Annotated in this window: 26 protein-coding genes; 19 read left to right on the forward strand and 7 right to left on the reverse strand. The window is 39.6% G+C overall.

What is annotated here, in order from left to right:
- Positions 1-21 precede the first annotated feature (21 nt).
- Together clpP and tig are read right to left on the reverse strand one after the other, a co-directional pair.
- Complete coding sequence (gene clpP / locus R5R67_RS00525) at positions 22-627, reverse strand: ATP-dependent Clp endopeptidase proteolytic subunit ClpP (protein WP_000289452.1); 606 nt, start codon at positions 625-627, stop codon at positions 22-24.
- A 192-nt stretch (positions 628-819) separates the two neighbouring features.
- Complete coding sequence (gene tig / locus R5R67_RS00530) at positions 820-2,154, reverse strand: trigger factor (RefSeq protein ID WP_001198432.1); 1,335 nt, start codon at positions 2,152-2,154, stop codon at positions 820-822.
- A 414-nt stretch (positions 2,155-2,568) separates the two neighbouring features.
- Here tig and R5R67_RS00535 point away from each other — a divergent pair, with 414 nt between their 5' ends.
- From R5R67_RS00535 to rdgB, 7 genes are all read left to right on the forward strand, one after another.
- Positions 2,569-4,800: a TonB-dependent receptor gene (locus tag R5R67_RS00535; RefSeq protein ID WP_005135841.1), complete on the forward strand. Its 2,232-nt coding sequence runs from the start codon at positions 2,569-2,571 to the stop codon at positions 4,798-4,800.
- 104 nt (positions 4,801-4,904) lie between these two features.
- Complete coding sequence (locus R5R67_RS00540) at positions 4,905-5,588, forward strand: Fe2+-dependent dioxygenase (RefSeq protein WP_001984475.1); 684 nt, start codon at positions 4,905-4,907, stop codon at positions 5,586-5,588.
- A 458-nt stretch (positions 5,589-6,046) separates the two neighbouring features.
- On the forward strand, positions 6,047-7,744 hold the full coding sequence (gene leuA / locus R5R67_RS00545; protein ID WP_000978836.1) for a 2-isopropylmalate synthase: 1,698 nt from the start codon (positions 6,047-6,049) through the stop codon (positions 7,742-7,744).
- An 83-nt stretch (positions 7,745-7,827) separates the two neighbouring features.
- Positions 7,828-8,988, forward strand: a complete 1,161-nt coding sequence (gene metX, locus R5R67_RS00550; RefSeq protein ID WP_000009640.1) for a homoserine O-succinyltransferase MetX — start codon at positions 7,828-7,830, stop codon at positions 8,986-8,988.
- A complete protein-coding gene (gene metW, locus R5R67_RS00555; protein ID WP_001217230.1) occupies positions 8,988-9,581 on the forward strand; it encodes a methionine biosynthesis protein MetW in 594 nt (197 codons plus the stop codon). Before metX ends, metW begins: the two co-directional genes overlap by 1 nt.
- Positions 9,578-10,165, forward strand: coding sequence for a tetratricopeptide repeat protein (locus tag R5R67_RS00560; protein ID WP_000751692.1), 588 nt, complete (start codon positions 9,578-9,580; stop codon positions 10,163-10,165). Before metW ends, R5R67_RS00560 begins: the two co-directional genes overlap by 4 nt.
- 168 nt (positions 10,166-10,333) lie before the next feature.
- Positions 10,334-10,957 carry an RdgB/HAM1 family non-canonical purine NTP pyrophosphatase gene (gene rdgB / locus R5R67_RS00565; RefSeq protein WP_000106709.1) on the forward strand — a complete coding sequence of 208 codons (624 nt, stop codon included), beginning with the start codon at positions 10,334-10,336 and terminating at the stop codon, positions 10,955-10,957.
- A gap of 194 nt (positions 10,958-11,151) precedes the next feature.
- Here rdgB and R5R67_RS00570 read toward each other — a convergent pair whose 3' ends face one another.
- The gene (locus tag R5R67_RS00570) at positions 11,152-12,027 is read right to left on the reverse strand and encodes an AEC family transporter (protein WP_001196391.1); all 876 of its coding nucleotides are present in this window, start codon (positions 12,025-12,027) and stop codon (positions 11,152-11,154) included.
- 252 nt (positions 12,028-12,279) lie between these two features.
- On the opposite strand from R5R67_RS00570, the gene R5R67_RS00575 reads away from it, so the two are divergent.
- The 5 genes from R5R67_RS00575 to R5R67_RS00595 all read left to right on the forward strand — a co-directional run bounded on the left by R5R67_RS00575 (position 12,280) and on the right by R5R67_RS00595 (position 18,609).
- Positions 12,280-12,498 (forward strand): Sec-independent protein translocase subunit TatA, encoded by a 219-nt coding sequence (locus R5R67_RS00575; protein WP_000908081.1) that lies wholly within the window; start codon positions 12,280-12,282, stop codon positions 12,496-12,498.
- A gap of 11 nt (positions 12,499-12,509) precedes the next feature.
- Positions 12,510-12,947 (forward strand): Sec-independent protein translocase protein TatB, encoded by a 438-nt coding sequence (tatB, locus tag R5R67_RS00580; protein WP_000887763.1) that lies wholly within the window; start codon positions 12,510-12,512, stop codon positions 12,945-12,947.
- On the forward strand, positions 12,944-13,714 hold the full coding sequence (tatC, locus tag R5R67_RS00585) for a twin-arginine translocase subunit TatC (RefSeq protein WP_001072722.1): 771 nt from the start codon (positions 12,944-12,946) through the stop codon (positions 13,712-13,714). The genes tatB and tatC overlap by 4 nt, the downstream gene beginning before the upstream one ends.
- A 172-nt stretch (positions 13,715-13,886) precedes the next feature.
- Positions 13,887-16,067, forward strand: a complete 2,181-nt coding sequence (locus R5R67_RS00590) for a PhoX family protein (RefSeq protein WP_000205450.1) — start codon at positions 13,887-13,889, stop codon at positions 16,065-16,067.
- A 208-nt stretch (positions 16,068-16,275) separates the two neighbouring features.
- Entirely contained in the window at positions 16,276-18,609 is a 2,334-nt protein-coding gene (locus R5R67_RS00595) for a PhoX family protein (protein ID WP_000137995.1), read from the forward strand.
- Positions 18,610-18,652: 43 nt separating this feature from the next.
- Here the strand turns inward: R5R67_RS00595 and R5R67_RS00600 are convergent, their stop codons facing one another.
- Positions 18,653-19,432, reverse strand: a complete 780-nt coding sequence (locus tag R5R67_RS00600; RefSeq protein WP_000335019.1) for an NRDE family protein — start codon at positions 19,430-19,432, stop codon at positions 18,653-18,655.
- 93 nt (positions 19,433-19,525) lie between these two features.
- Here R5R67_RS00600 and lgt point away from each other — a divergent pair, with 93 nt between their 5' ends.
- The 7 genes from lgt to msrA all read left to right on the forward strand — a co-directional run bounded on the left by lgt (position 19,526) and on the right by msrA (position 24,408).
- Entirely contained in the window at positions 19,526-20,344 is an 819-nt protein-coding gene (gene lgt / locus R5R67_RS00605) for a prolipoprotein diacylglyceryl transferase (RefSeq protein WP_000959085.1), read from the forward strand.
- Positions 20,345-20,417: 73 nt separating this feature from the next.
- Positions 20,418-20,777 (forward strand): hypothetical protein, encoded by a 360-nt coding sequence (locus tag R5R67_RS00610; protein ID WP_000889270.1) that lies wholly within the window; start codon positions 20,418-20,420, stop codon positions 20,775-20,777.
- 10 nt (positions 20,778-20,787) lie between these two features.
- Positions 20,788-21,153: a hypothetical protein gene (locus tag R5R67_RS00615; protein WP_000881941.1), complete on the forward strand. Its 366-nt coding sequence runs from the start codon at positions 20,788-20,790 to the stop codon at positions 21,151-21,153.
- A gap of 166 nt (positions 21,154-21,319) precedes the next feature.
- Complete coding sequence (thyA, locus tag R5R67_RS00620) at positions 21,320-22,162, forward strand: thymidylate synthase (protein ID WP_001203166.1); 843 nt, start codon at positions 21,320-21,322, stop codon at positions 22,160-22,162.
- 44 nt (positions 22,163-22,206) lie between these two features.
- Positions 22,207-22,716, forward strand: a complete 510-nt coding sequence (locus R5R67_RS00625) for a dihydrofolate reductase (protein WP_000312546.1) — start codon at positions 22,207-22,209, stop codon at positions 22,714-22,716.
- A gap of 14 nt (positions 22,717-22,730) precedes the next feature.
- Complete coding sequence (locus R5R67_RS00630) at positions 22,731-23,786, forward strand: DUF4105 domain-containing protein (RefSeq protein ID WP_000551512.1); 1,056 nt, start codon at positions 22,731-22,733, stop codon at positions 23,784-23,786.
- A gap of 100 nt (positions 23,787-23,886) precedes the next feature.
- Positions 23,887-24,408 (forward strand): peptide-methionine (S)-S-oxide reductase MsrA, encoded by a 522-nt coding sequence (gene msrA / locus R5R67_RS00635; RefSeq protein WP_001183413.1) that lies wholly within the window; start codon positions 23,887-23,889, stop codon positions 24,406-24,408.
- 60 nt (positions 24,409-24,468) lie between these two features.
- On the opposite strand, the gene R5R67_RS00640 is transcribed toward msrA, so the two are convergent.
- Genes R5R67_RS00640 through R5R67_RS00650 form a run of 3 tightly spaced genes read right to left on the reverse strand, consistent with a single transcriptional unit; the run spans position 24,469 to position 26,293 of the window.
- Positions 24,469-24,873, reverse strand: a complete 405-nt coding sequence (locus R5R67_RS00640; protein ID WP_000885431.1) for an ExbD/TolR family protein — start codon at positions 24,871-24,873, stop codon at positions 24,469-24,471.
- Complete coding sequence (locus R5R67_RS00645) at positions 24,873-25,493, reverse strand: MotA/TolQ/ExbB proton channel family protein (protein WP_001011664.1); 621 nt, start codon at positions 25,491-25,493, stop codon at positions 24,873-24,875. Before R5R67_RS00645 ends, R5R67_RS00640 begins: the two co-directional genes overlap by 1 nt.
- 44 nt (positions 25,494-25,537) lie before the next feature.
- On the reverse strand, positions 25,538-26,293 hold the full coding sequence (locus tag R5R67_RS00650; RefSeq protein WP_000083586.1) for an energy transducer TonB: 756 nt from the start codon (positions 26,291-26,293) through the stop codon (positions 25,538-25,540).
- Positions 26,294-26,658: the final 365 nt, after the last annotated feature.

The raw sequence follows: 26,658 nt of genomic DNA on the forward strand, positions 1-26,658 counted from the left end.
CAAGCCACTTAATATTTTCCCTTATGGACGCTTACTTAATACCTGATCGACCAAGCCATATTCTTTTGCTGCTTGTGCAGTCATAAAGTTATCACGATCGGTATCACGAGCAATCGTGTCATAGTCTTGACCACTGTGTTCTGCCATCAAACGGTTCAAGCGCTCTTTAATAAATAGAATTTCACGAGCATGAATTTCAATATCTGATGCTTGACCACGGAATCCACCTAATGGTTGGTGAATCATTACACGTGCATTTTCAAGGCAATAGCGTTTACCTTTAGCACCAGCATTTAATAAGAATGCGCCCATAGATGCAGCCTGCCCCATACAGTATGTCACTACATCAGGTTTAATAAATTGCATCGTGTCATAAATCGCCATACCAGCAGTGACCGAACCGCCTGGCGAGTTAATATAAAGATGGATATCTTTATCTGGGTTTTCAGCTTCCAAGAACAACATTTGGGCAACAATTAAATTTGCCATGTTGTCTTCAACTTCACCAGTTAGAAAAATGACGCGCTCACGTAAAAGTCGTGAATAAATATCAAAAGAACGTTCGCCGCGAGAAGATTGTTCAACCACAACAGGAACTAAAGCATTTTCAATTGTTGGAACATACATACGTTATTTATTCCTAAATTTTTTGTGACTTAACCTATGGCAACAATATGCGGGATAATTTCTCAAATTGCAAAAGGTTCGCACTGAAATATTATATTATTTATACCTAAGTACTTAAGACGTACTCAAATTAACCATATACCTAAAAATGAAAAAGGCGCCTAAAGCGCCTTTTCCTGACTTCTCAAAAGATTAGCCCATACGGCGAGCTTGTTGTTCTTTCAATAAATCTTCATAAGATACTGCTTTGTCAGTCACTTTAGCAGAAGCTAAGATGTGATCAACAACTTGATCTTCTAACACAACAGCTTCAATTTGAGCGCGTTGTTGAGCATCATTTTTGAAGTATTCAATCACTTCAGTTGGATCTTCATAAGAAGAAGCCATGTCGTCGATGTAAGCATCAACACGTGCTTGGTCAACTTCAAGTTTAGCATCAGCTAATACTTTGCTTACCAATACGCCAAGCTTAACAGAACGTTCTGCTTGTTCTTTGAACAATTCGTCAGGAAGCATGCTCTTGTCAAAAGATTGCGCGCCTGCACCACCAAATTGTTGAGTGAACTGTTGAACCATTTGTTGACGTTGACGGTCAATTTCTTGAGCAACCATTGCAGCTGGAACTTCAATTTCGTTAGCAGCAACAAGAGCATCAAATGCAGCTTGTTTAACTTGGTTACGTAAACCATTGCGAACTTCACGTTCCATGTTTTTACGAACGTCAGCTTTTAATTTTTCAATGCCTTCTTCTTCAGAAACACCGAAGATTTTTAAGAATTCAGCATCAATCTCTGGAAGTTTAGGCTTTTCAACTTGCTTCACAGTGATTTTGAACTGAGCTGCTTTACCCGCTAAGTTTTCAGCTTGGTAATCTTCAGGGAAAGTTACATCAATAACTTTCTCTTCACCAGCTTTCATGCCAATGATACCGTCTTCGAAGCCAGGAATCATACGGCCTGAACCTAACACAAGTTTAAAGTCTTCAGCAGAACCGCCTTCGAACTTCTCACCGTCGATAGAACCTTCAAAGTCAAAAGTCACTTGCATGTCTTTTTTCGCCATACCCTTGGTTACAGCCCAAGTTTGACGTTGCTTTTGCAAGTTTTCGATCATGGTGTCAACGTCAGCGTCTTTAATTTCAGCTGTTTTACGTTCAACTTCCAAACCGTCAAATGCTTTTACTTCAACTTCAGGATAAACTTCTACAGTTGCTTCAAAAACTAAAGCATCTTCTTTATGTTCAACTTTCTCAATGTTCGGCATACCTACCGCATTGATTTTTTCTTGTTGAATTGCTTCAAATACGCTGTCACGAATGATGTCATTCACAACTTCTTGATAAATACTTGCACCGTATTCGCGGCGAACAACGTTTGCAGGTACTTTGCCCGGACGGAAGCCGTTGATCTTCACAGTTTTGGCAGTGCGCTTCAAACGAGCTTCAAATTGCTCGTTAATACGGCTCGTCGGTACAGAAACATTTAAACGACGGGCAACGCCCGAAACCGCTTCAGTCGTTACTTGCATGGCTTCCTCGATAAAAATTAGTTAGTAGGAACAGTTTTTAAAAAAGTGCTGTATTATATGACAACTTTCAAGATATACAAAATTAACCGATCAGATCATAAAATTGAAGGACGTATTTTTAGGAAATTTCACAGTAATTTTATGATTTTTTAATTTTTTTTAATGCAACGTTAAGCAAAAGTAATTTTTTAACTATTCTTTACAAATCTAAAATTACAATTAATTTTAATAAAGTTATCGATTTTCCAAACAGTTAAGTTTAATCAAATAATTAGGGCCAATTTGCAACTAAAAGTGATTAAAACTTTCACATTTCCTTCACAATTCTATCGGCAAATCCAATTAACACAAACTGTACATATAAATAAGAATTATTATTATTCGCATAACGTTTATATTTAAGTCCTGAAAGTCATGTCATTGATTAGAACACGTAAAAAAATTGTTTCCTCTGCAATCGCCTCATCGCTCTCGATGATAGCAACAACTGCGATGGCGCAAGAAGCAGTTTCGCAATTACCAACTATTCATACTAAAGCGACTCAAGAAGAATCTTTAAAGGTTGATCAATCAGCAAACTCTAAATTTGTTGCTCCCCTTCTAGATACTCCTAAATCAGTATCAGTTATCTCAAAACAACTTATAGAAGATACAAAAGTAACAACTTTAGCAGATGCATTGCGTACTGTTCCTGGCATTACTTTAGGTGCAGGTGAAGGCGGTAATCCGAATGGTGATCGACCTTTCATCCGTGGTTATAGTTCAGAAAGCTCTATGTATATTGATGGTATCCGCAACTCTACCTCACAAAACCGTGAAATGTTTGCGGTCGAGCAAGTAGAGGTAACCAAAGGTTCTGCATCAGCAATGGGTGGTGCAGGTTCAGTTGGTGGCAGCATCAATATGATTTCCAAGGTAGCTAAAAAGGGTGATTTTCTAGAAGGCTCAGTAGCCGCTGGTACTGATAACTACCAACGTATCACTTTAGATGGTAATAAAGACTTTGGAAATGGCATTGCAGCACGTGTAGCTGTTTTGGGACATCAAAATGAAAAGGCTGGCCAAAGTAATGGGGCTGAATATAAACGTGTTGGTATTGCACCAAGTATTACTTTTGGCTTAGATACACCGACACGTGCAACTTTGAGCTACTATTATTTACAAACTGATGATAAACCTGATTCAGGTATTCCTTATTGGGATTCATCTCTTGGAAAAGCTCAAGGTAAACCGGCTGAAGTCAAACAAGGTACATATTACGGCTGGAAAGATCGAGATTTTCAAAAGCAAGAAAATCACATCGGTACAATTAAATTAGAACACGACCTTACCGACAATATAACTATTACTAATACGGCCATGTATGCCAAATCAAAAAATGATTATGTCTGGACAAACCCAGATGACTCAAAAGGTAATGTTGGCAAAGGTCTTGTTTGGCATCGTTTGAACTCAGCTATTACAGATAGTGAGACATTTACCGATCAATTAGCACTTACAGGTAAATTTGATACTGGCTTCTTAAAGCACAGATTTAATGTAGGAGCAGAGTACAGCAAACAAAAAACTGATAAAGGCGGCTATAACATTATTGATGCCAAAGGTAATGTTTCTAGTACTGGCTTCTATAGCGATTGTTCAGACTTATCAACAAATTGGTGTACTTCGCTCAATGGTCCAACTCAAAAGCCATTTGTTGACCGTTTACAAGCACGCCCAGACTTTGATGCAACTGTAGAAAGTACTTCTGTCTACTTACTCGACAATATTGAGATCACACCAAAATGGTTATTAGATCTTGGCCTACGTTGGGATAAGTTTGAAGCTGAACAAAACTTCTTAGCCACTTCTAGTGCAGCGGCCTATACAGCAAAAAATGATTCAGATTTCGTGACCTATCAAGCGGGCATTACATTTAAACCAACAGAGAATGGCTCAATTTATACAAGCTATGCAACCTCAGCTAGTCCAGTCGGCTTAAATGCAGGTTGGGGGGATAATAGCGAAACAATTAATGCCAATAATCAAATGATTGATCCCGAAGAGGCACAAACATTTGAAATCGGTACGAAATGGGATTTCCTAGATAACCACCTAAATTTAACAGCTGCTATTTTCCGTACTGAAAAACAAAATACACGTGTACAAATCGACCCAACTACTTATGCAAATGTAGGTGAAAGTAAAGTTGATGGTTTTGAATTAGGCTTAAATGGTGAAATTACTGATAAATGGAACATTTCAGCTGGCTATACTTATTTAGACAGTGAACTAACCAAAAATGGTAAATCTTGCCGTAGCGGAAAATGTACTGACCAATCCATTTATAATGGCAACCAAATGCCAAACGTACCTAAGCAAGCTGCTACGTTATGGACTACCTATAGAGTACTTCCACAATTGACGGTAGGCGCTGGCGCTGTTTACTCTGACAAAGTATATGGTGATGTAGCAAATACTAAATGGGTTCCATCTTACGTACGTTACGATGCGATGGCACGTTACAACGTAAATAAAAATGTTGATCTTCAATTAAATATCAACAACCTATCTGATAAGCGCTATTTCACTAAAGCTTACGCTTCTCACTATGCAACAGAAGCAGAAGGCCGTAGTGCAGTTCTAGCAGTTAACTTTAAATACTAAGTTAACCTAGAATCCCATAATATTTTTATGGTTTATAATATAAAATAGCCTCTCTTGTTAGAGGCTATTTTAATTTTCTACTATTATTACTCGCAGGTATCACCGTGATCCATCATATTCCCAATGTCTTGAGTAAAGAGCAGGTCCAATATTTTCGTAATGAAATGGATAAAATTGAATGGGTCAATGGCAAAGTAACCGCTGGTACACTCTCTGCAACTGTAAAACGCAATCAGCAGCTACCTGAAGATCACCCTCTTACTCACCATCTCAGCAATATTATTCTTGAGGCACTAGGCACACACCCTTTATTTTTATCTGCTGCAATTCCACTTGATATCATCCCTCCTCTTTTTAATCGTTATGAGAATCAGGAGTCTTTTGGTTTCCATGTAGATAATTCTATCCGACGCATACGTGGTACAAATGAACGGCTTAGAACTGATTTGTCATGCACTTTATTTTTAAGCGAACCTGAAGAATATGAAGGTGGTGATCTGGTCGTAGAAGACACTTATGGTTATCACGAAGTGAAACTCCCAGCAGGAGATATGATTTTATATCCATCCACCAGCTTACATGAAGTGACTGCAATTACTTCTGGCTGCCGTATTGCTTCTTTTTTCTGGGTGCAAAGTATGGTTCGTGATGACGCCGAGCGACATATGCTTTTTAACTTAGATCAAACGGTACAAAACCTAAGAATGCAACTGGGTGATAATCATAGTGAAGTAATTAAACTGACTAACCTTTACCATAATCTCATGCGTAAATGGGCTGAACTGTAACACTATTTATTTTTGCCTTATTTGAGCTAATTAATTATTTTTACCTCAATAAGGCAAAATAATGAAAATTATTTTCAACAAAACATAAAACAATGGAAAATTAGAAAATTATTTTCTAAACACTGAAATTAAAATCTCTATAAGACTTTTGCACAACGTGTAATCATCGTTTAGATGTGGTATATCTAAACAATAAGCATATTTGCAAACCACCAAACTTACTATTTCATGGTCTATAGATGAAAACGAATTACTTGTTTGCCCAGCCTACTCAAGCAAGACATCATCTCGAACTCCTGATGCTGCGCCTCGCGCGCGTATAAATTTTTGTCTGTATTTTAGAGCAGACCTTTTCAAATTCCCTTTAATTTTTCTGTATTAGATACCATATATAACTGTAGACGTTGCCTTTCACACGATACTTGACGCAACCGTGCTACGAGATAAGGAGTTTTCTCATGATGTTGGCTGACCCTAGCAAAAAATACCACCGTATGTACCAGCGAGTCGATTTACCAGACCGCCAATGGCCAAATAATGAAATTACAAAAGCGCCAATCTGGATGAGCACGGATTTACGTGATGGTAACCAAGCAATTTTTGAACCGATGAACATGGAACAAAAGTTCAAAATGTTCAAAATGCTTGTAAAAATCGGTTTTAAACATATTGAAATCGGCTTCCCTTCTGCGTCTCAAATTGACTTCGATTTTACTCGTATGTTGATCGAAGAAAATCATATTCCTGATGATGTATACATTGAAGTATTGGTTCAGGCACGTGACCATTTAATTGAGCGTACTTTCGAAGCTTTAGCAGGTGCTAAGCGCGCAATTGTGCATATTTATAACTCTAACTCTCCAACTTTCCGTCAAAAAGTGTTGAATGTAGATGTTAATGGCGCAAAACAGTTGGCGGTGAATGCAGCTCAGAAAGTGAAAGAATATGCTGCGCAATATCCTGAAACTGATTGGATTTTCCAGTATAGCCCAGAATGCTTCTCTGCAACTGAATTAGAAGTAGCAAAAGAAGTCTGTGATGCGGTTACAGAAATTTGGGATGCACGCCCAGATCATAAAGTTATTTTGAACTTACCTGCGACTGTCGAAGTTTCCACACCAAATGTTTATGCAGACCAAATCGAATGGATGCATCGTAATTTGGCACGTCGTGATGGCGTCATTATTTCTGTTCATTGTCACAATGACCGTGGCTGTGGTATTGCTGCATCAGAACTTGCCATTATGGCAGGTGCCGACCGTGTTGAAGGCTGCGTATTTGGTAATGGCGAACGTACCGGTAACGTTGACGTTGCTGCAATTGCATTGAACATGTACACCCAAGGTGTAGCACCAGAATTAGATTTCTCTAATATTAATGAAGTCATTGCAACGGTTGAAGAATGTACTGGTTTACCTGTACACCCTCGTCATCCATATGCAGGTGACTTGGTATTTACTGCATTCTCTGGTTCGCATCAGGACGCAATCAAAAAAGGCTTTGAATACCAGAAAAACGAAGAAATCTGGGATATGCCTTACTTACCAATCGACCCGAAAGATTTGGGCCGCGACTATGATGCTGTCATTCGTGTAAATAGTCAGTCTGGTAAAGGCGGTATCGCTTACTTATTAGAATCAAACTATAACGTTGTATTGCCTCGTCGTTTACAAATCGAATTTAGTCAGGTTGTTCAACAATATACTGATGAGAATGGTACAGAGATTAGTGCTAAACAAATCTGGACTTTATTTAAAGACACGTATGTTGAAGTGAAAAACCATCATTACACGGTCAAAAACTATAAGTTATCTGACATTAATGGTACTCAAATTATTGAACTTGAGATTGATGTTGAAGGTGAAACTCAACAATTACGTGGCGAAGGTAATGGTCCTATCTCTGCATTCTTAAATGCACTTCAATTACCAATTGATGTATTGAACTACGAAGAACGCAGTATTAGTTCAGGTGCAAATGCCAAAGCATTAACCTTAATTGAACTTCAAGTGAAAGGTACAGGCAGAGGCTCATTTGGTGCAGGTGTTCACGACAACACAGTCACTTCATCTATTGAAGCTATTATTGCATGTACCAACCGTTTGATTGATCAAGGTGTTTTAAGTACAGATCAGGTTGTTGCCGCCGCTGTTTAATTAAAAAAAAGACTTTGGAAAGGATACCTAGCTTGGTATCCTTTCTTTTTATTCCTGAAAGATTTAAAAGGCGAAATGTTCCCGTGTCTTTTCCAGCTGACTCAGTGGGGTTAGTCACTCCGCAAAAGTTCCAATTTGAAGAACCCTTACATCTTGAATGTGGCCGTGTTTTACCGCGCTTTGAGTTAATGGTTGAAACTTACGGCACTTTAAATGCAGATAAATCAAATGCGATTTTAATCTGTCATGCCCTTTCCGGACATCATCATGCAGCAGGTTATCACCATGAAGATGATAAAAAAGCTGGATGGTGGGATAGCTGTATTGGCCCGGGCAAGGCAATCGACACAAATAAATTTTTTGTAGTTGCGCTTAATAATATTGGCGGATGTAGTGGATCAACCGGTCCAACTTCACCAAATCCGGAAAATGACAATCGTCCCTATGGTCCAGATTTCCCGTTAGTAACGGTCCGTGACTGGGTCAAAACTCAAGCCATGCTTTCTGACCGCTTAGGAATAAGTGTCTGGTATGCGGTGGTCGGCGGTTCTTTGGGTGGCATGCAGGCGTTACAATGGTCGGTAGACTACCCTGACCGTTTACAAAAATGTGTCGTTATTGCCAGTGCGCCAAAGCTTTCAGCACAAAATATTGCGTTTAACGAAGTGGCACGTCAATCAATTCTGTCTGACCCGGACTTCCATCATGGTCGTTATTTGGAAAATGATAGCTATCCGAAGCGTGGTCTAATTTTGGCTCGTATGGTTGGCCATATTACCTATCTTTCTGAAGAAGCCATGAAACAAAAATTTGGTCGTGATTTAAAATCCGGCAAGTTTATGTACGGTTTTGATGTCGAGTTTCAGGTCGAAAGTTATCTCCGTTATCAAGGTGAACAGTTCAGTCGTAACTTTGATGCCAATACTTATCTCATTATGACCAAAGCTTTGGATTATTTTGATCCATCGCGTGAGTACGGTCACTCGCTTACAGAAGCGATGAGTAAAACCAAATGCCAGTTCCTGATTGTCTCATTCACCACTGACTGGCGTTTTGCACCAAGTCGCTCACAAGAAATTGTAGATGCACTCATTACCAATCATAAACCGGTAAGTTATCTTGATATTGATGCTGAACAAGGTCATGACTCGTTCTTATTCCCGATTCCACTGTATGTCAAAACACTGCGCGCTTTCTTAGGCGGTGAAGAACATTTAAAATCGACATCACTGGAGGCAAGCTAATGCGTATTGATCAACAACTGGCAGAAAAGTGGATTAAACCCGGCTCTAGCGTACTCGATTTAGGGTGTGGTGACGGTGAATTACTCGCTCATATGAGCCAAAAGCATCAAATTCGTGCTTATGGTTTAGAAATTGATCAAGAAAAGATTGCAATTGCCGTCAGTCGCGGGTTAAATATTATTCAACAAGATTTGAATCTCGGTTTAAGCCGTTTTGCCGACCAGTCTTTTGACTATGTGGTTATGGCACAGGCTTTGCAAGCCGTAGATGCACCCGATGTTTTATTAAGAGACATGGTGCGTGTGGGTAAACAGGCCATTATCACTTTTCCAAACTTTGCACACTGGAAGACTCGCTCTTTTCTAGCATTAAAAGGGATGATGCCTGTATCGGATGCTCTACCATATATGTGGTATAACACCCCCAACATTCATTTATGTACGTTTAAAGATTTCGAAGCACTATGTGCGGAAAATCAAATACAAATTATTAATCGACTCGCCGTCAATGGAAACCAGCAGGGAAGCCTGTTAAGCAAACATGTTCCGAATTTGTTTGGTGAAGTCGCTATTTATCGAGTGAGTGCACTATGAAAAAGACATTATTTAGCACACTAATTGCAGGACTGCTAAGTATGCAGGCTCATGCAGATTATATCGCCCAGCCACAATCGGTTGCGAGCCAAGCTGCGCGCTTCTCCACAATGGGGATTCATGACCTTCAAAAAGCTGCTCAAGCGGGTCAAGCTGGAGCACAGTTTTATCTTGGTACACGTTATCAATACGGCAAAGATGTAGCAAAAGACGATAAACAAGCATTTGCATGGTTTAAAGCTGCTGCTGATCAAGGTCTTTCACCTGCGCAATTAAATGTTGGCCGTATGTATGCTGATGGTATTGGCGTTAAGAAAGACGAAGCTATGGCTCGTAAATATTTCGAAAAAGCGGCAAGTAACGGCGATAACCGTGCAAGCTACAACCTTGCGATGATGGAAGAGCAAAAGAAAAACTACGTAGGTGCTTACCAGTGGTATGAACTTTCAACTCGTGATGGCATGCTCGACAATAAAGTGATTAGCTTATCTGAAGGTAAAAAGACGGCTCTTGCTGCAAACTTAACTCAAGAGCAAATCCGTATGGCACGTGACCGCGCGGATAAATGGATTCAAGCACAATAATAATCCAGCTTATACTTACTCGACTAAAACCACCTTATATCACCTATAAGGTGGTTTTAGTTTTTTAAGCTTCTAAATTTATATTCCATTTGTTTTGCTCTATATCCCCTTTCAAAAAACACGTAACATAGCTCACGTTCAATATTGGTTATAAAATTTGGTTATCTTATGTCTACCCCACATTGGTTTGATCAGGGCTCTTTAGTCCTTGCAAGTAACAACAAAGGTAAAGTCGCAGAGTTTGAAAAACTTTTTGAACAGCTCAAGTTGCCTGTAGAAATTATTCCTCAGGGTCACCTAAATATTCCCGACGCCATTGAAGACGGCTTAAGCTTTATTGAAAATGCCATTATTAAAGCGCGTCATGCCTCTAAGATTTCAGGGAAACCTGCTATGGCTGATGACTCCGGTATTTGTGTTCCGGTTTTAGGGGGTGCACCTGGTATTTATTCAGCACGTTATGCTGGAGAACATGGTGACGATGCAGCGAATAATGCCAAATTATTAAATGACCTTTTGCCATTTCGTAAAAATGGTGAAGCGATTGAAGGTATGTTTGTGTGCGTACTTGCTTTAGTGACTCATGCGGAAGATCCATTGCCACAAATTTTCCAAGGCATCTGGCATGGTGAAATTTTAGAAGCGCCACGTGGTGAAAATGGTTTTGGTTATGACCCACTGTTCTGGTTGCCTGAGCTACAAGTTTCTAGCGCTGAGTTGTCTAAAGAAGAAAAAAATAAGATTAGTCATCGTGGACAAGCGATGCAGTTATTTAGAGAAAGTTTAGTATAATTTTTTTCCATATAGCCTTTGAATACCACGTTAGAAAGTATTCGGCTTTGTATAGGCAATACCTTACTTTTGTTTTGGCAAAAGTAACAAAACCATTTATGTCACTGACGGTACATCCTTGCTACCGCAGTGACATGGCGGCATCCATGCCGCCTTCGCACAAGTAAATGTGGGGGAAGAAAATTTAAAATTAATTATAATGCTACATGTAAAAACACCGCATAAATCGCAATACACACACAACTCACAATCGTCCCTGAAGCGATATAAGCCGCAGATCTCCCTGTCCCTTGATAATGTGTCTCTAACGCAACAATATTGGCTGCTGGTGGCAAGCAAAACATTAAAAACATTACACCGATGTGCTGATTTATATTTGAAATCGGTAAAAATCTATAACTTAATCCACAAAGTATAAATCCACAGGCCACTTTAAATGCTTGAGCTTTTGTACTGTAAATTAAATCTTTTATATAAACTCTGGTACGGCGCAGCCACATTCCAAGCACACACATACCTGCAAAAGTCATTGCAAATTTAGCAACCTCATAAACCCAATGTATAGCAGGGCTTTCGATATGTTGGGCCCCTAAAAGTCTGAGCACAACAGCACAGAATATCGATATACAAGGTGGTGAAGTTAAAACCTTTTTTAATATATTGAGCTTACTTTGCGGTGCCGTAGTAACGGCAGTCACAGCCCAAGCATTGCCAAAAAGCGACATTCCAATATATAAAGCAACAATTGGAGCAGTTGCTTCAGGACCGAATAAAGCCATAGCGAAAGGAAAACCAAGCCACCCCATGTTGGTATAACTTACGCAAAGTGCCAATAAGCGGTCTTTAAATAAAGCCAAATAAGCAAAGAAAATAATGAACGCCGAACCAAAACTAAAGAGCATTAAGCTCAAGCTTCCCGATTGATAAAAGACCATGTTGTAAATAATCACAATCGGAATCAGGAGTCGTGCAAGCCAAGCTGAGAGAATAGGTTTTATGGTTTCTGAAATGGAGGTCTGAGCAAGTAGAAGTCCTGTGATAAATGCCAATATAGGCAGTAATAATGCCACGCTCTCTCCTCTCGCTCGTCAAAATCAGCCTGTTATGCTACACCTTTTGATTTTGAAATGTATGATCTATTTCAAGTAAATTCGTCTAAGAACGAAGCTCAATAAAATTTAAAAATCCTCCCAAAAAATATCTTTAAAAATCTGGTCATAAGTGGCCACTTATAAATATTGTCTTAAAAATGAAATATAAGTGTCACATTCCTGTCATGGCAACCTGTTGATATAAAGCGAACTAAAAAGAGGTATAAAATCATGGCTGGTTTATCTATTTGGCATGTCGTTATTTTCGCAATTGTCGTTATTTTATTGTTCGGTACATCTAAGCTAAAAAATATCGGTAAAGATGTAGGCGGTGCAGTAAGAGATTTTAAAAAGTCAGTTCGTGAAGAAGACGAAGCTGCATCTTTAAATAGCCCTCGTACAATTGATGCACAAGTTAAAACATCTGAAAGCACATCAGTGAAAAGCTAAAGGTTTGACCCATGCTTGATGTAGGAATGACAGAGTTACTCTGTTTTGCAATTATTGCAATTTTAGTTTTAGGTCCAGAGAAGCTTCCGGAAGCTGCACGCTTTGCAGGTCGCTGGTATGTTCGACTAAAACGCTATATTACGAATCTGCAAAACGAGATTGATCAGGAGCTACGTCTGTCTGAGTTCCGCAAAGAAATGCAAGAGGAACTTAACCGCATTGAAGCATTGGAACGTAAAGTACAACAACAGCTTGAAGAAATACAAAAACAGCAGGTTTCAGAATCTTTAGAAGCAACTGAAACAGCTAAAACAACACAAAAGCCTATTTGGAAATGTACTCCTATATCGGGCCATTACAAAGTGCCGTATCTGACTAAAGTTAAGCCTTTGGCTCCTCAAACTGATATTTCAGAAACATCTCCTGTTGAATTGAAGATTGCCGTATGAACCAACTGCCTTCAACCGCTGTAAATAGTCAAGAAAACCTAGACCAAATGCCAATCATGAATCATTTGGTGGTTTTAAGACGTCATTTATTTAGGATTGTAGGGGTAACATTATTCTTATTTTTTTGTTTACTGCCCTTTCGAAATCATACTTATCAATTATTATCTGAGCCTCTAAGGTTACAACTTCCTGCCTCATCTTCCATGATTGCAACGGATGTTACAGCAACCTTTATGGCGCCATTTAAACTTAATTTATTTGTTGCGCTCATGCTGGCAATGCCATTTATTCTTTATGAAATATGGTCTTTTGTTCGCCCAGCGCTTTATCAAAAAGAGCGTCATTTAGCGCTGCCGTTACTGATCGGTAGTATTATTTTATTTTATGCAGGTGTCGCTTTTGCTTATTACATTACCCTGCCTGCCATATTACATTTCTTTATTAGCGTTTCACCTGAAACAGTAGCCCCAATGACCGACATTAATAGTTATTTAAGCTTCTGCTTAAAGCTATTTTTGGTGTTTGGTGTCACTTTTGAAATCCCTATCGCAACCTTGCTACTCATTTTGATTGGTGTGGTAAATACGCAAAGCCTTGCTGAAAAACGACGTTTTATTATTGTAGGATGCTTCTTTGTAGCGATGTTTATTACCCCACCCGATGCGATTTCGATGGTGATGCTAGCAATTCCAATGTGGCTACTTTTCGAAATAGGCTTACTCTTCGGCAAAATTCTTGAAAAGAGAAAAACCCATTCTGCTGAATAAAAATAATATAAAAAAGCCTGAACTTCTAAGTTCAGGCTTTTTTATATAGAACGCTTTTTAATCTACAAAGCAATAAACTGTCTTCAAAGTGACTTAAAAATGTAAGAAAAGTGTCATTTTCAATCCATAGAATCGACTCAACAAATATACACACAAAAGTTACGGATTTATTATGACCACTGCTTCTAACCACCCAACACGTCGCGATATTTTAAAATGGTTTACGGGGATCCCTTTTCTTCCATTAGGTGCGATGGCTACGGCAGCAACGTTAGCAGGTTGTAACGATAGCGATAACGACTCATCTATTGTCACTCCGTCAAAGCCAATTAACTTTAAGAATGCAACATTCACATCAATGCCAGCTCCTTCAACGGTAGCAGATATTGCCACAACAGCATGTGCATCAAAACTTGCTATTTCATGGGAAGATGGCAGCAAAACAGAATACCAACTCGCTTATAAACCATTCTTCTTAACAGGTACAGAAGTGCCTGATGGTAAAGGAGGAAAAGTCATCGCGGGTGGTTATTACGATATTAATAATAAGCCAATTATTGATAAATCAGTTGCAGGTAAAGAACGTCAATTCTTCTCTGACTGCCCAGATGGTAGTTCTCTCATTAGTTTCAAACAAGCAACAGGCAAAGATTTCACAGATGCTGACAAGAAAGCATTGGGTGTATCCGGTAACCCAGTGTTCCATGTGGTCCAATTTGAATATCTATCAAAAGACCAAAATGGTGGTGATACTTACGGTAAATTATCATCTCCGATTGCTGTTTTAACTTTAGATCAAGATCCAAAGACAGGTCACTTAACTTTAATTAAATACCATAACGTTGATACTTCAAGTGCACATGGACTATGGATTACTTGTGGTGCAAGTTTATCTCCATGGGGAACTCATCTTTCTAGTGAAGAATACGAACCAGATGCTTTTGACCAAAAATTAGGTCAATCACTTTCAACACTTAAAGCCTTCAGTAAAAATATATATGGCGATGAAAACATTGCCAATCCATATAACTATGGCCACTTGCCAGAAATTACCGTAAATGCAGATGGTACTGGTCGCGTTACAAAGCACTATTGTTTAGGCCGTATTTCACACGAACTTGTACAGGTTTTCCCTGATAACCGCACTGTGTTAATGGGTGATGACTATACCAACGGCGGACTATTTATGTTCGTTGCAGATAAGGAGAAAGATTTATCTGCAGGTACACTCTACATTGCAAAATATACAACAGTACTTAGTGATACAACGACTGGTCAGATTTCTTGGATCAGACTTGGTCATGCAACAAGTGCCGAGATTGAAAACCTCATCAAGAGCGGCATTAAAGGAACTGATATTTTTGAGTCAGTTCTACAAATTGCTAAATATCCAAGCGATGCAACAACAGCAGAGAAAGAGGCTATTGATGCGGGCGACAAAGGTACTCCAGAACAACAAGCTTTAGCCAAAGCTGCAAAAGAGCGTTTAAAACTACAACAAGCTGCCCAAAAAGCAGAATTGGAAGCTCAAGGTTTTAAATTTACTTATTTAAGTAAAACTGGTGTATATCTCAAGCTTAAAGATAATAGCGACAGAACTAAACTTGCAGCGGCTTTCCTTGAAACACACCGTTATGCTGCTTACATGGGTGCTTCAATGGCATTGACCAAAAACGAAGGCACAACAGTAAATATTGCAGATAAAAAAGCTTATTCGGCTTTAGCTAATATTGTCGATTCAATGGTTGAAGGTGGTAGCGGTTATCTTGCTGAGCACAACGTTAAATTCCCGAAAATCACTGCTGGTGGTATTTTGGAGCACACATTAACTGGTGGTCAGAAAGACAGCTCAAATGTTGCAATCAATAGTGAGTGGGTACCTAGCCAATCTAACCTTCTCATTAAAGGTAAAGATATTAGCTTTGACAGCTTAGGGAACACTGCTGACCCAGAGCAAATTGCTAGCCCTGATAACTTGAAGTTCTCAGAAAAACTTCGCACTTTATTTATCGGTGAAGACTCTGGTAACCACTTAAATAACTTCTTATGGGCTTATAACGTTGATACCAAACAGCTCATCCGTATTTTATCTACACCGGCAGGTGCTGAATCGACGGGTCTACATGCAGTCGACGAGGTAAACGGTTGGACTTACATCATGAGTAACTTCCAACATCCAGGTGACGAATGGAACCGTTTCTACAAAGAAAAAGATGGTGTTCGTACTGGTATTAGCGCAGATTTACTCGCTCAAATTGATACTGCAATTAATACAAATTACAGTAATAAATTTGCAGCAGCAGTTGGCTATATCACTGCCGACCCAATTGCACCATCTGTTGTGAAGAAATGATTTCTTTCAACACTATAAAAGAGGCCTGCTTTATGCAGGTTTCTTTTATTTTTAAAGTCTCATTAAAAAAATAAAATTCCTTCAACCTTTCACTAAACGGTCAAATATTTCATTAACTTATCATCAAAACGTCAAAGCCTCGTCACATTCACAAACTAAGCTCATGAAGACTTTTAGAACAATCTCTTTATTAACTTAGGAATTTCCCATGACAGAGCTGACGCCATATCATGAAGACCAAGAATTGGACAATAATACTTCTGACAATATCCACTTTCGTGACATTTTAGAACAACACATCAGTCGTCGTAGTTTAATCACCAAAGCAGCAAGCGGTGCAGTAGCACTGACTTTAGCTTCTACTTTAACTGGCTGTAATGATAACGATGATGACTCTGGCTCTAATAATGGTGGAACCACACCTGTAGACCCAAATAAAAAACCGGAAAAACTCACTTTTACGCCCGTAGCTAAAAATTTAAATGATATTGTGACTGTACCTGAAGGTTATGAAGCCAATGTTATCTACGCTTTAGGTGACTCAATCAATCCAAGAGTTGGAGATTGGGACGACAATAATATTCCATCTGGCCCAAGCTTCCAGTTTCGCTCTGGCGACTGCCATGACGGCATGCATTATTTTGGCTTAAACACATCAACAAACCGCTTTGACGAGACTGTGTCAGCACAAGGTTTGTTGGTGATGAATCACGAATATATTAATCAGACCTTCCTTCATCCCAAAGGTCCTACAAAAGTGGATGGACGTCGCCCTGAAGATGAAGTCATTCGTGAAACCAATGCACATGGGGTTTCTGTAGTTCATATTAAAAAAGATCCAACCACTCAAAAAGTAGAAATTGTTAAAAATTCTATTTTTAATCGTCGTATTACAGCTTCTACAGTTATGGAGTTTGCAGGTGCTGCAGCGGGTTCAAGCCTGCTTGCAACTCGCTTCTCACCTGCTGGACGTCAAACACGTGGCACTCATAATAACTGCGGTAACGGTTATACACCTTGGGGCACTTATTTAACCACTGAAGAAAACTTTATTGGTTATTTCCAACGTTCGGGTAGCGATGAATATGCACGTACAGATGCAGAAAAAATTGCATTAAAACGTTATGGTTTAGGCGTTAAAAAAGATGAACCTTATCTGTATGAGAAAGATGAAAAAGGTGCACCTAAAAAAGATAAAGATGGCAAGATCATTTACTTAAAAGATAAAAATGGTGAGTTAATCCCTAACGTTGATGAACAAGGGCGACAAATTTATTTAGGCACAAGTTCGCGTTACGGCTGGGAAACAGCAATTGGTCAAGTAGAGTCACAAGACTTGTATGATCGCTGGAATGCCGATGTAAAAGCAGCTCAAGCTACCCAAGATTACCGAAATGGGCCAAATACATTTGGCTGGATGGTTGAGATTGATCCATTTGATGGACGCCAAAATCCGGTTAAACGTACTTCATTAGGCCGTTTCGCACATGAAGACAGTGCTTGCCGTGCCGTAGTAGGTCAACCATTAGCATTTTATATGGGTGATGACTCTCGTGGTGAATACATCTATAAATTCGTTTCAACCGCTGTGTGGGACACCAAAGATATAAACGGTGGTTATACAGCTGGCGACAAATACATGAATGCAGGCAAATTGTATGTTGCTAAGTTTAATAACGATGGCTCAGGTCAATGGATTGAACTTGCTTATGGCAAAAATGGCTTAAATGAAAGCAACACCACCTACCCGTTTAAGTCACAGGCAGACGTTGTTACATTTGCACGCTTAGCAGCAGATTCTGTAGGCGCAACAAAAATGGACCGCCCAGAATGGTGTACGGTCAACCCAGTAAACGGTGAAATCTATGTCACACTCACCAATAACTCAAATCGTGGTAAAGACTATGCAACTGATGCAGCCAATCCACGTAACTACACAGACCTATATGCAGGCACAAAAGAACAAAAAGGAAACGTAAACGGTCATATCATCCGTTTTAAAGAAACTGATGACAAAACAACTGCTGAAACCTTCAAATGGGATATCTATTTATTTGGCGCAGAAGCAGCAATGGCTTCAAACATCAACTTATCCGGCTTAACAGATAACAATGATTTTTCATCTCCGGATGGTATGTGGTTTGACCCACGTGGCGTTCTCTGGATTGAAACCGATGACGGCGCTTACACTGATGTTACTAACTGTATGATGCTTGCAGCTCTGCCGGGTCAAATCGGTGATGGTGGTACAGCAACAACTTCAAATGGTCAGCAGACCATAACAGGCGCCAAAGTTACAGACGCAACATTACGTCGTTTCTTAGTCGGACCAAAGCAATGTGAAATTACTGGTATTGCCATGACTCCTGACTACAAAGCAATTTTTATTAATGTTCAGCACCCTGGTGAAGATTCACCAAGTTACGCAAAACCAGAAAGTAACTGGCCTGCCACACAAAAAGACCCAAGCAATAAAACTGCGCGCCCACGCTCAGCAACTGTTGTGATTACCCGTAAAGATGGCGGCGTTATTGCCGGTTAATTGATTTACCCAAAAAAATGCCGATCACTTGATCGGCATTTTTCTAACGGTTTAAAAGCACCTGTTGCTGCACAATTTGACCACTATGTTCACCTTGCTGGGTCTTTTCCAACCATATCCATTCATTATTGGTCATTCTTAAAAAATTCGAACACCGTGTTCCATATACGGGGCTTTGAATAAAAGTCGATGACAATAATTCTTCCATTTCCGGCTGAATGCCCGTGTTTGGCAACAATGCTGTGGTGACCTTACGCTCATCTTCTAAAATATCCCACGCTGCATGCTGCAAACTTAACTCTTCTGTTTTGTGCTGATGCATAGGCAAAAACTCTTGCGTAAAACGTGTACGTAAATGTCTGGTTTTTTCCCAGTGATCGGACATTAAACCATTCGAAACCACATATACGCCGTTGGCTAATACTTGAGGAGCCTCACCGCGGTTACTCATATAGACCGCCTGATCAGCAGTTCCCATAAACAGGTTAAAACCAGCAAAGTTCTGTTGCTGTTGTTCTAATTGCTGAGCAAAGCGAATCGGTAACAAATCAGACTCTAAAAAAGCCTGAACCAAATGACCACGAGAGGTCTCATATTGTTTTTTATCACGTCCATCACGGAAATTGGTTAACACAGCCCATCGGCCCTGCGGCGTAACACCCATCCAAGTACCACCCGACTGTAAGTCTTGCCCTGCAATGATTGGCGTATGTTCCCATTGATGCAACAATGCGGTTGGTCGATGATAAAATTCATCACGATTTGAAATCAGACACAAGGGCATATCATCCAGAACATGCCATGCTAAAGCCACAATACACATTGATTCTTGTTCCCTATGTTTACACATTGAATGTACAACATTTTTCACATCATTCCGCTACAATCTGTCAAAACGTAAGATCAAGGAGCAGCAATGCTGACCTATCCTAATATCGATCCGGTCGCAATACATCTAGGACCTCTTCAAGTCCATTGGTATGGACTCATGTATTTATTGGCATTTTTATGTGCTTGGGGGCTTGCTTCCTACCGTGCCAAACAGCGTGATGGCTGGACATCGGACATGGTTTCCGATCTGGTGTTTTACGGCGCCTTAGGTGTTGTACTCGGCGGACGTATCGGCTATGTGCTTTTCTATGAGTTTGATAAATTCCTTGAAAACCCAATCTGGTTATTCCAAGTCTGGACAGGTGGTATGAGCTTCCACGGCGGCTTCTTAGGCGTCATGATCGCAATGCTATTCTGGTGTAAAAAATATCAAAAAACATGGTTCCAGACACTCGACTTTGTTGCCCCTTGTGTACCGACAGGCTTAATGTTCGGACGTATTGGTAACTTTATTGGCGGAGAGTTATATGGTCGTGCGGTCACAGATCCGAATTATCCATTCGGAATGATTTTCCCAACCGATCCATTACATCTGGTTCGTCACCCTTCTCAAATCTACCAAGCGCTTTGCGAAGGGCTATTACTCTTTATTATTTTGTGGTGGTTTAGCTCAAAACCACGCCCACGTATGGCTGTATCTGCCCTATTTTTAATGGGTTATGGTGTTGCACGCTTTGTGATGGAATTCTTCCGTCAGCCGGATGCCGACCAAGGTTTCATCTTGTTTGGCTGGATGACCAAAGGACAAATCCTCACCGTTCCAATGCTACTGATAGGCCTTTGGATGATGTGGTATGCCTACCAAAAGAAAATTTATGACTGGGGCCCTCAAAAGAACAGTTAACATCTAAATCAGAGGAGTTTCGGCTCCTCTTTTTTATGCTACAGTTTTTATCTCCCAAGAAAGAAGATTCGCCATGCTGGAATTCTGGTTTAATACACAAGTCCCGACTTTTAAAAAATTAATCATTTTAATTATTACCCTCTTAATCTGTATTGGGTTATATCAATATCAACCATTGCCTTTAGATACCATTTTAATGTTTACAGGGACTGGGGTTATTTTTTTAATCTGCCGTTACTTTAAATTGCATTTTGCTCAAAGTAACCCGACTGGTTTACTTTACCGCCTATTTACGTGGGTTCCTATCGCTCTTTTATTTGCACTTATTTTTGTAAAAACCATGCCTAACTTACTGATCTGGGGCGTTCAAGGAATCGCATTTATGGCGCTTGCTGCTTTTATTTTTTCACCCCAATCGTTATTTAACAAATAGGCTCATTTTTATGTTGGCTTATTGGTATAACGCACCGCGTCACATCAAACTCATCTTCATTATTGTCGTTTGTGCTGCAATTTATGCAGCCAATCAAGTACAGCCTTTATCGCCGACTTACACTGTTCTTAGTCTCGTGTTAGGATTCGGGCTTCATTTCGGGCAATATTTACAAACAAAAATTCCAGAGCACAGTTCATATAAACTTAAGCTCCAGTTTCTGCTTAGAATTTACCCTCTCATTATTGTTGCTATTATAATGTGGTTACTGCCCCCTCAACACAATTGGATCGCAACACTACAAGCTTTAGGCTTTGTACTGGTTGGATTTTTTCTTGTTTCGATTTATCAAAATCGTGCCAAGCGTTTTGACTAATTCCATCCATCAAAATGTCATAGAACTATTTTTAGATTTTCATCTTGGGCTACAACAGGTATCATCTTCAATGGCTCATGATGAAGCAGCTCTATTGCGTAATTATTTATCGTTGAGCTATCTCCCCCTTTTATTTTATGGAAATTAATCCGAACTCGAGAGTGTTATGCGTGCATATTTAGACCTTCTACAACATATCCTTGATAATGGCGGTGACAAAGGCGACCGTACAGGCACAGGAACCCGTTCTGTATTTGGTCATCAAATGCGTTTTGATCTCTCTAAGGGTTTTCCTTTACTCACCACAAAAAAAGTTCACTTTCGTTCTATCGTGATTGAGTTACTTTGGTTCTTAAAAGGCGATACTAACGTTAAGTACTTACAAGACAATAAAGTCACCATTTGGGATGAATGGGCAACAGCAGAACAAACTGCCCGTTTCGGCCGCCCAGAACATGAGCTTGGCCCAGTTTATGGCCATCAATGGCGTAATTTCGGCGCAACTAAAAATGCCGATGGTACTTATAACCAAGATGGTTTTGACCAAATTAAATGGTTAATTAATGAAATTAAAACCAACCCAAATTCACGCCGTTTAATTGTCTCTGGCTGGAACCCAAATGAGGCTGGACAAGTTGCTTTACCGCCTTGCCATACGCTCTTCCAATTCTTTGTACAAGACAACAAGTTGTCATGCCAGCTTTATCAACGTAGTGCTGACGTATTCTTAGGCGTGCCATTTAATATTGCCAGTTATGCCTTACTCACTCATATGATTGCTCAAGTGTGTGGCTTAGATGTTGGTGATTTTGTTTGGACAGGTGGCGATACGCATCTTTATGCCAACCATTTTGAGCAGGCAAAACTACAATTGACGCGTGAGCCATTACCACTTTGCCAATTAAAACTTAATCCAGAAGTTAAAGATATTTTCGACTTCAAATTTGAAGACATCGAGATTGTAGGTTACGAGTCACATCCGGCAATTAAAGCACCAGTTGCAGTATAACGACGGCTTAAATTTCATTAGATTACGGTTTAGAGAATAAGATTATGGCATGGCAAAATGTAGAAGTTGTCCACGTTGTCGCAATGGACAAAAATCACTGTATTGGTAAAGGCAATGCGTTGCCATGGCATATCTCTGCCGACTTAAAACACTTTAAAGAAATCACACAAGGTGGTGTGGTGATCATGGGCCGCAAAACGCTTGAGTCTATGGGCCGTGCTCTACCGAACCGTGTGAACTGGGTGATTACCCGTGACATTAACTGGCATTTTGACGGCGTAAAAATTGCGTATTCAATTGAAGATGCTTTAAATGCTGCTTTAGAAGATGCCAAAAATACCGAAAAGCAAGCTTTGTTCATTATTGGTGGTGGTGAAATCTTTAAGCAAACCTTGTCAATTGCAGACCGTCTTGAGCTCACTCATGTTGACTTAGATGTACAAGGTGATGCACATTATCCAACAATACCGAATGAATTCCATAAAACTGCAAGTGAGCAGCAAGTAGATGAAAAATCAGGAACTTCATTCGAATTTGCCACTTATAAAAAATAATTTTCTGGTCGCCTATGCACAATATCGGAACACGTGAATTTATTATCGCCCTCCTCTTCGGCGCTTTACATAGTTTATTCACGTTGTTTATTGTGCTTTCCAGCATTTGGGTATGCTTAGCCCTATGGGTCCAACAACCTTTTGGCTGGTTAGGCAGCCGTATTATTATTGGCATATGGATTGCCTTTGCGTTAAGTATGGCGGGTTTATATTTTAATGGGCATATTATTAGCCGTCGTACAGACGTTTTAATCTACCTATTAGCTTTTGCCTGCTCTTTGGTTTGGTACTTTTCGATTACTGCACGTCAAGACCGTGACTGGAACCCTGAAGTTGCCAATATGCTAAGTTACGAAAAACACGGCGATGTTATTACTTTGCATAATGTCCGTAACTTCAACTGGCATCCTGATGGAACCTATGATGTCCGCTGGGAAACCCGTACTTTTGACCTGAACCAGTTAAATGGCATAAATATCATTACCTCTTACTGGATGGGGCCACAAATTGCCCATACGCTAGTCAGTTTCGAATTTAAAAATCAACAACCTTTAGTTTTTTCGATCGAAATTCGAAAAGAAAAGACTGAAGAGTTTTCAGCAATTGGCGGCTTCTTTAGAAAATATGAACTGAGCTTAATTGCATCTGATGAAAAAGATATTGTCTACACGCGTAGCAATATCCGTAAAGAGCAAGTTTATAATTTTCCGGTCAATATGCCTCGCTCGGAGCAAAAAGCGCTCTTTTTAGAATATCTTAAAAAAGCAGATGAACTACGTGCAGAACCAAAGTGGTACAATACGCTCACAAGTAATTGTACAACTTTAATTTTTGATATGGTTCAAGCCATTAACCCATATCAGCTTCCTAAAGATTATCGGTTAATTGCCTCTGGTTACTTACCTAATTATTTATATGATCTTAAAGCACTCGATCAAAATATTAGCTTGAAACAGTGGTATCAAATTGCACACATTAACCCACGTACTGAACATTTTGAACAATTTGCAGACCAAAGCAGTGAGCATTTCTCTCAAATTGTTCGACAGGGTTTACCTAAAGTAAAATGAAATAAGTAATGCAATTTTCTTTACTTTTTTATACACGCTTTACTTTGTAATCTAACTAGATAAACCCTATTGTAATAGGCAGGAAATAGAGGAAAAAACAATGCAACAGGCATTATTTGGCGGCGGCTGTTTTTGGTGCGTCGAAGCCGTATTTTTACAAATACGTGGTGTAGAAAAAGTAACAAGTGGTTATGCTGGTGGGCATACAACTCACCCAACTTATGAGCAAGTATGTCAAGGTGACACTCAGCATGCTGAAGTGGTTCTTATCGACTTTGATGAACAACAAGTTACATATTCTCAGTTACTTGATGTGTTCTTTGCAACGCATGATCCAACGACTTTAAACCGCCAAGGTAATGATATTGGTACTCAATATCGCTCTGTTATTTACTATTTTAATGAAGAGCAAAAGCAGGCAGCAGAACACACCATTCAGACATTAAAAGATGACGATCTTGATATTGTGACTGAATTATCCCCTGCTCCTACATTCTATCCAGCAGAAGACTATCATCAAAATTACTATGAAAAGAACCCTTCACAAGGTTACTGCAACTTTGCAATTCCACCTAAGCTGTTAAAATTACATAGTAAATTCCAACATCTCATGAAAAATTAATAAATGAGAAAATAAAAAAGCAACCGAATTGGTTGCTTTTTTATTACGTGAAACTAGTTTTTAGTTTTCACTTACAAAGGCAATATCGCTCAGTCCGGCTTCACTGGCGCGAGACATTACCTGAGCAACAGTATCGTACTTCGACTCTTTATCAGCGCGAAGTTGAACTGTCGGTTTAACCGCACCTTGACCTGCTTCTTGGAAACGTTTTTGAAGCTCATCAAGGCTAATTACTTGAGTATCCCAAGCCACTTCACCATTTGCATTGATACTAATCGTAATTGCTTTTGGTGGTGGATCAATAATTTCAGCAGTTGTTTTAGGAAGCGTTAATGGAATCGATGGGTTGGCAACTGTTGCTGTGACCAAAAAGATGATCATTAACACCAACATAATGTCGATTAGCGGAATGAGATTCATCTCATTCATGCCACTATCGTGGTCTTCACCCAATTGAAAAGCCATTAAGCTTGACCTCCAACATAACTTTGCTGTGCAGTTTTAACATCAGACTTTACAGTTGAGTCTTGCTGCAACATGGTGTCGATTAACAAACTGTGTGCTTGATCTTGTAAATCATGAGCAAGGCCACGATTCGCACGTACACAGATGTTATAAGCCAATACCGCTGGAATCGCAACTGCTAGACCAAGACCAGTCATAATAAGTGCTTCACCTACTGGTGTAGCCACTTGAGCTAAACCTGCCTGTCCGCTCTTACCAACAGCAACTAACGCGTGGAAAATACCCCATACTGTACCAAACAAACCCACGAATGGTGCAATTGAAGCAATTGTTCCTAAAACTGAAATACCTTTATCAGCATTGGCTTTCTCAGCAGAAATCTGACGCAATAATGCTTGCTCTGCAACTGCTTTACGTTGTTCAAAACTCAAAGGTTGTAACTTTGCTTTGAGCGAAGTAATAGCCTGAGAGAGTTGAGCATAAGCTTGTTGTTTTAGTTGGCGAGTCCCCATCAAACGTAAGATGAAAACTGTCCAGGTAGCAATCGACATTGCCAATAAGATGAAATACAGGGTTTTACTCACTGCATCTGCATGTTGCCAATAGATTGAAAAGTTCATATTCGAACTCCTGATTAAGGTTAGCCGTTGGGACTCAAATTCGTTTAAGGGGTTAAGTCAAACGGTTGCTCTGCTTTAATTGGATAAGCAACACCGTTTTCCATATAAGGTTTAAATTTTGCACTACGTACAGCGCGGACTACTTTGTCATCTAGACTTGGAATACCGCTGCTACGGGTTACGCGCACGTTAGTAATCTTGCCTTTCTCATCGGCTTCAATAAGTACAACAACCGAGCGTGCTTCGCCCTGTAAATCTTTTGGTGAAACAGTCAAACGTGGTGAGCGGCTCCACTGTACACCCGAACCGCCAATTGAAACGCGTTTTGGCGATGGATCTGGAGCAGGTTGAGCTTTAGGTGCTTCTTGAACCACTGGCTTTGGCTTTTCAACGACTTTTTCAGTCACAGTAGTCGTTGGCGTTACTATTTTCGGTTCAACTTTAGGTTCTGTTTTTACTGTTTCTTTAGGTGTTTCAGCCTTTTTGACCTGCTGAATTTTTTCCACTTTTTTAGGTGGAGTTACAGGTTTCTCGACAACTTTAACCTCTTTCACTTCTTTTTTAGGTTCCGGCTTTTTAGGCGGTTCTTTTGGTTTTGGTGGTAAAGGTTTTGGTTGCTCTTGAATTTTTACAAAACGGACTTGTAAAGGTTTCTTTTCAATTGGCTTTAGTTCAGCAGGCTTAATGTGGCTGACTGCCCATAAGACCCCGATATGACCAATTGCAACCGCAATTAGTGCCGTGATGACTTTCTTTTTCATCGGATTGGGAGAGTTTAAGGCTGCGGAAGATTGACTCATAAGAATCTAATTACCTAATGGATGATGATTTCGGCTTTCAATTTATAGAAACGATTTCAAACATCGGATAGAACAATAAAGTGCCACAATAATAAATGAGAAGTGTTTTCATTTGCAACTACTTTTTTATGAAAACATTCCTCATTATCGCGAGGTCTAACTTGATAAAGTGATATCACCTTAGTTTTCTCATGCTTAGACAACGCACTAAAATTTGTAAGTTCCCTATTTTCACTTATCAGATCGCGCTCAGCTTAAAAAATAATTAAGTAGCTAGATATTAAAAGTAATCTATAGAGCAACAGACTCTAGTTATGTTATAACATTTTAAATTTATTTTAGCCATAAAAAAAGCACGCTCAAAA

Origin of the sequence: Acinetobacter sp. OYA S30 (assembly GCF_033599315.1) — a bacterium.
In the GTDB taxonomy this organism is placed as follows: Bacteria; Pseudomonadota; Gammaproteobacteria; order Pseudomonadales; family Moraxellaceae; genus Acinetobacter; species Acinetobacter baumannii.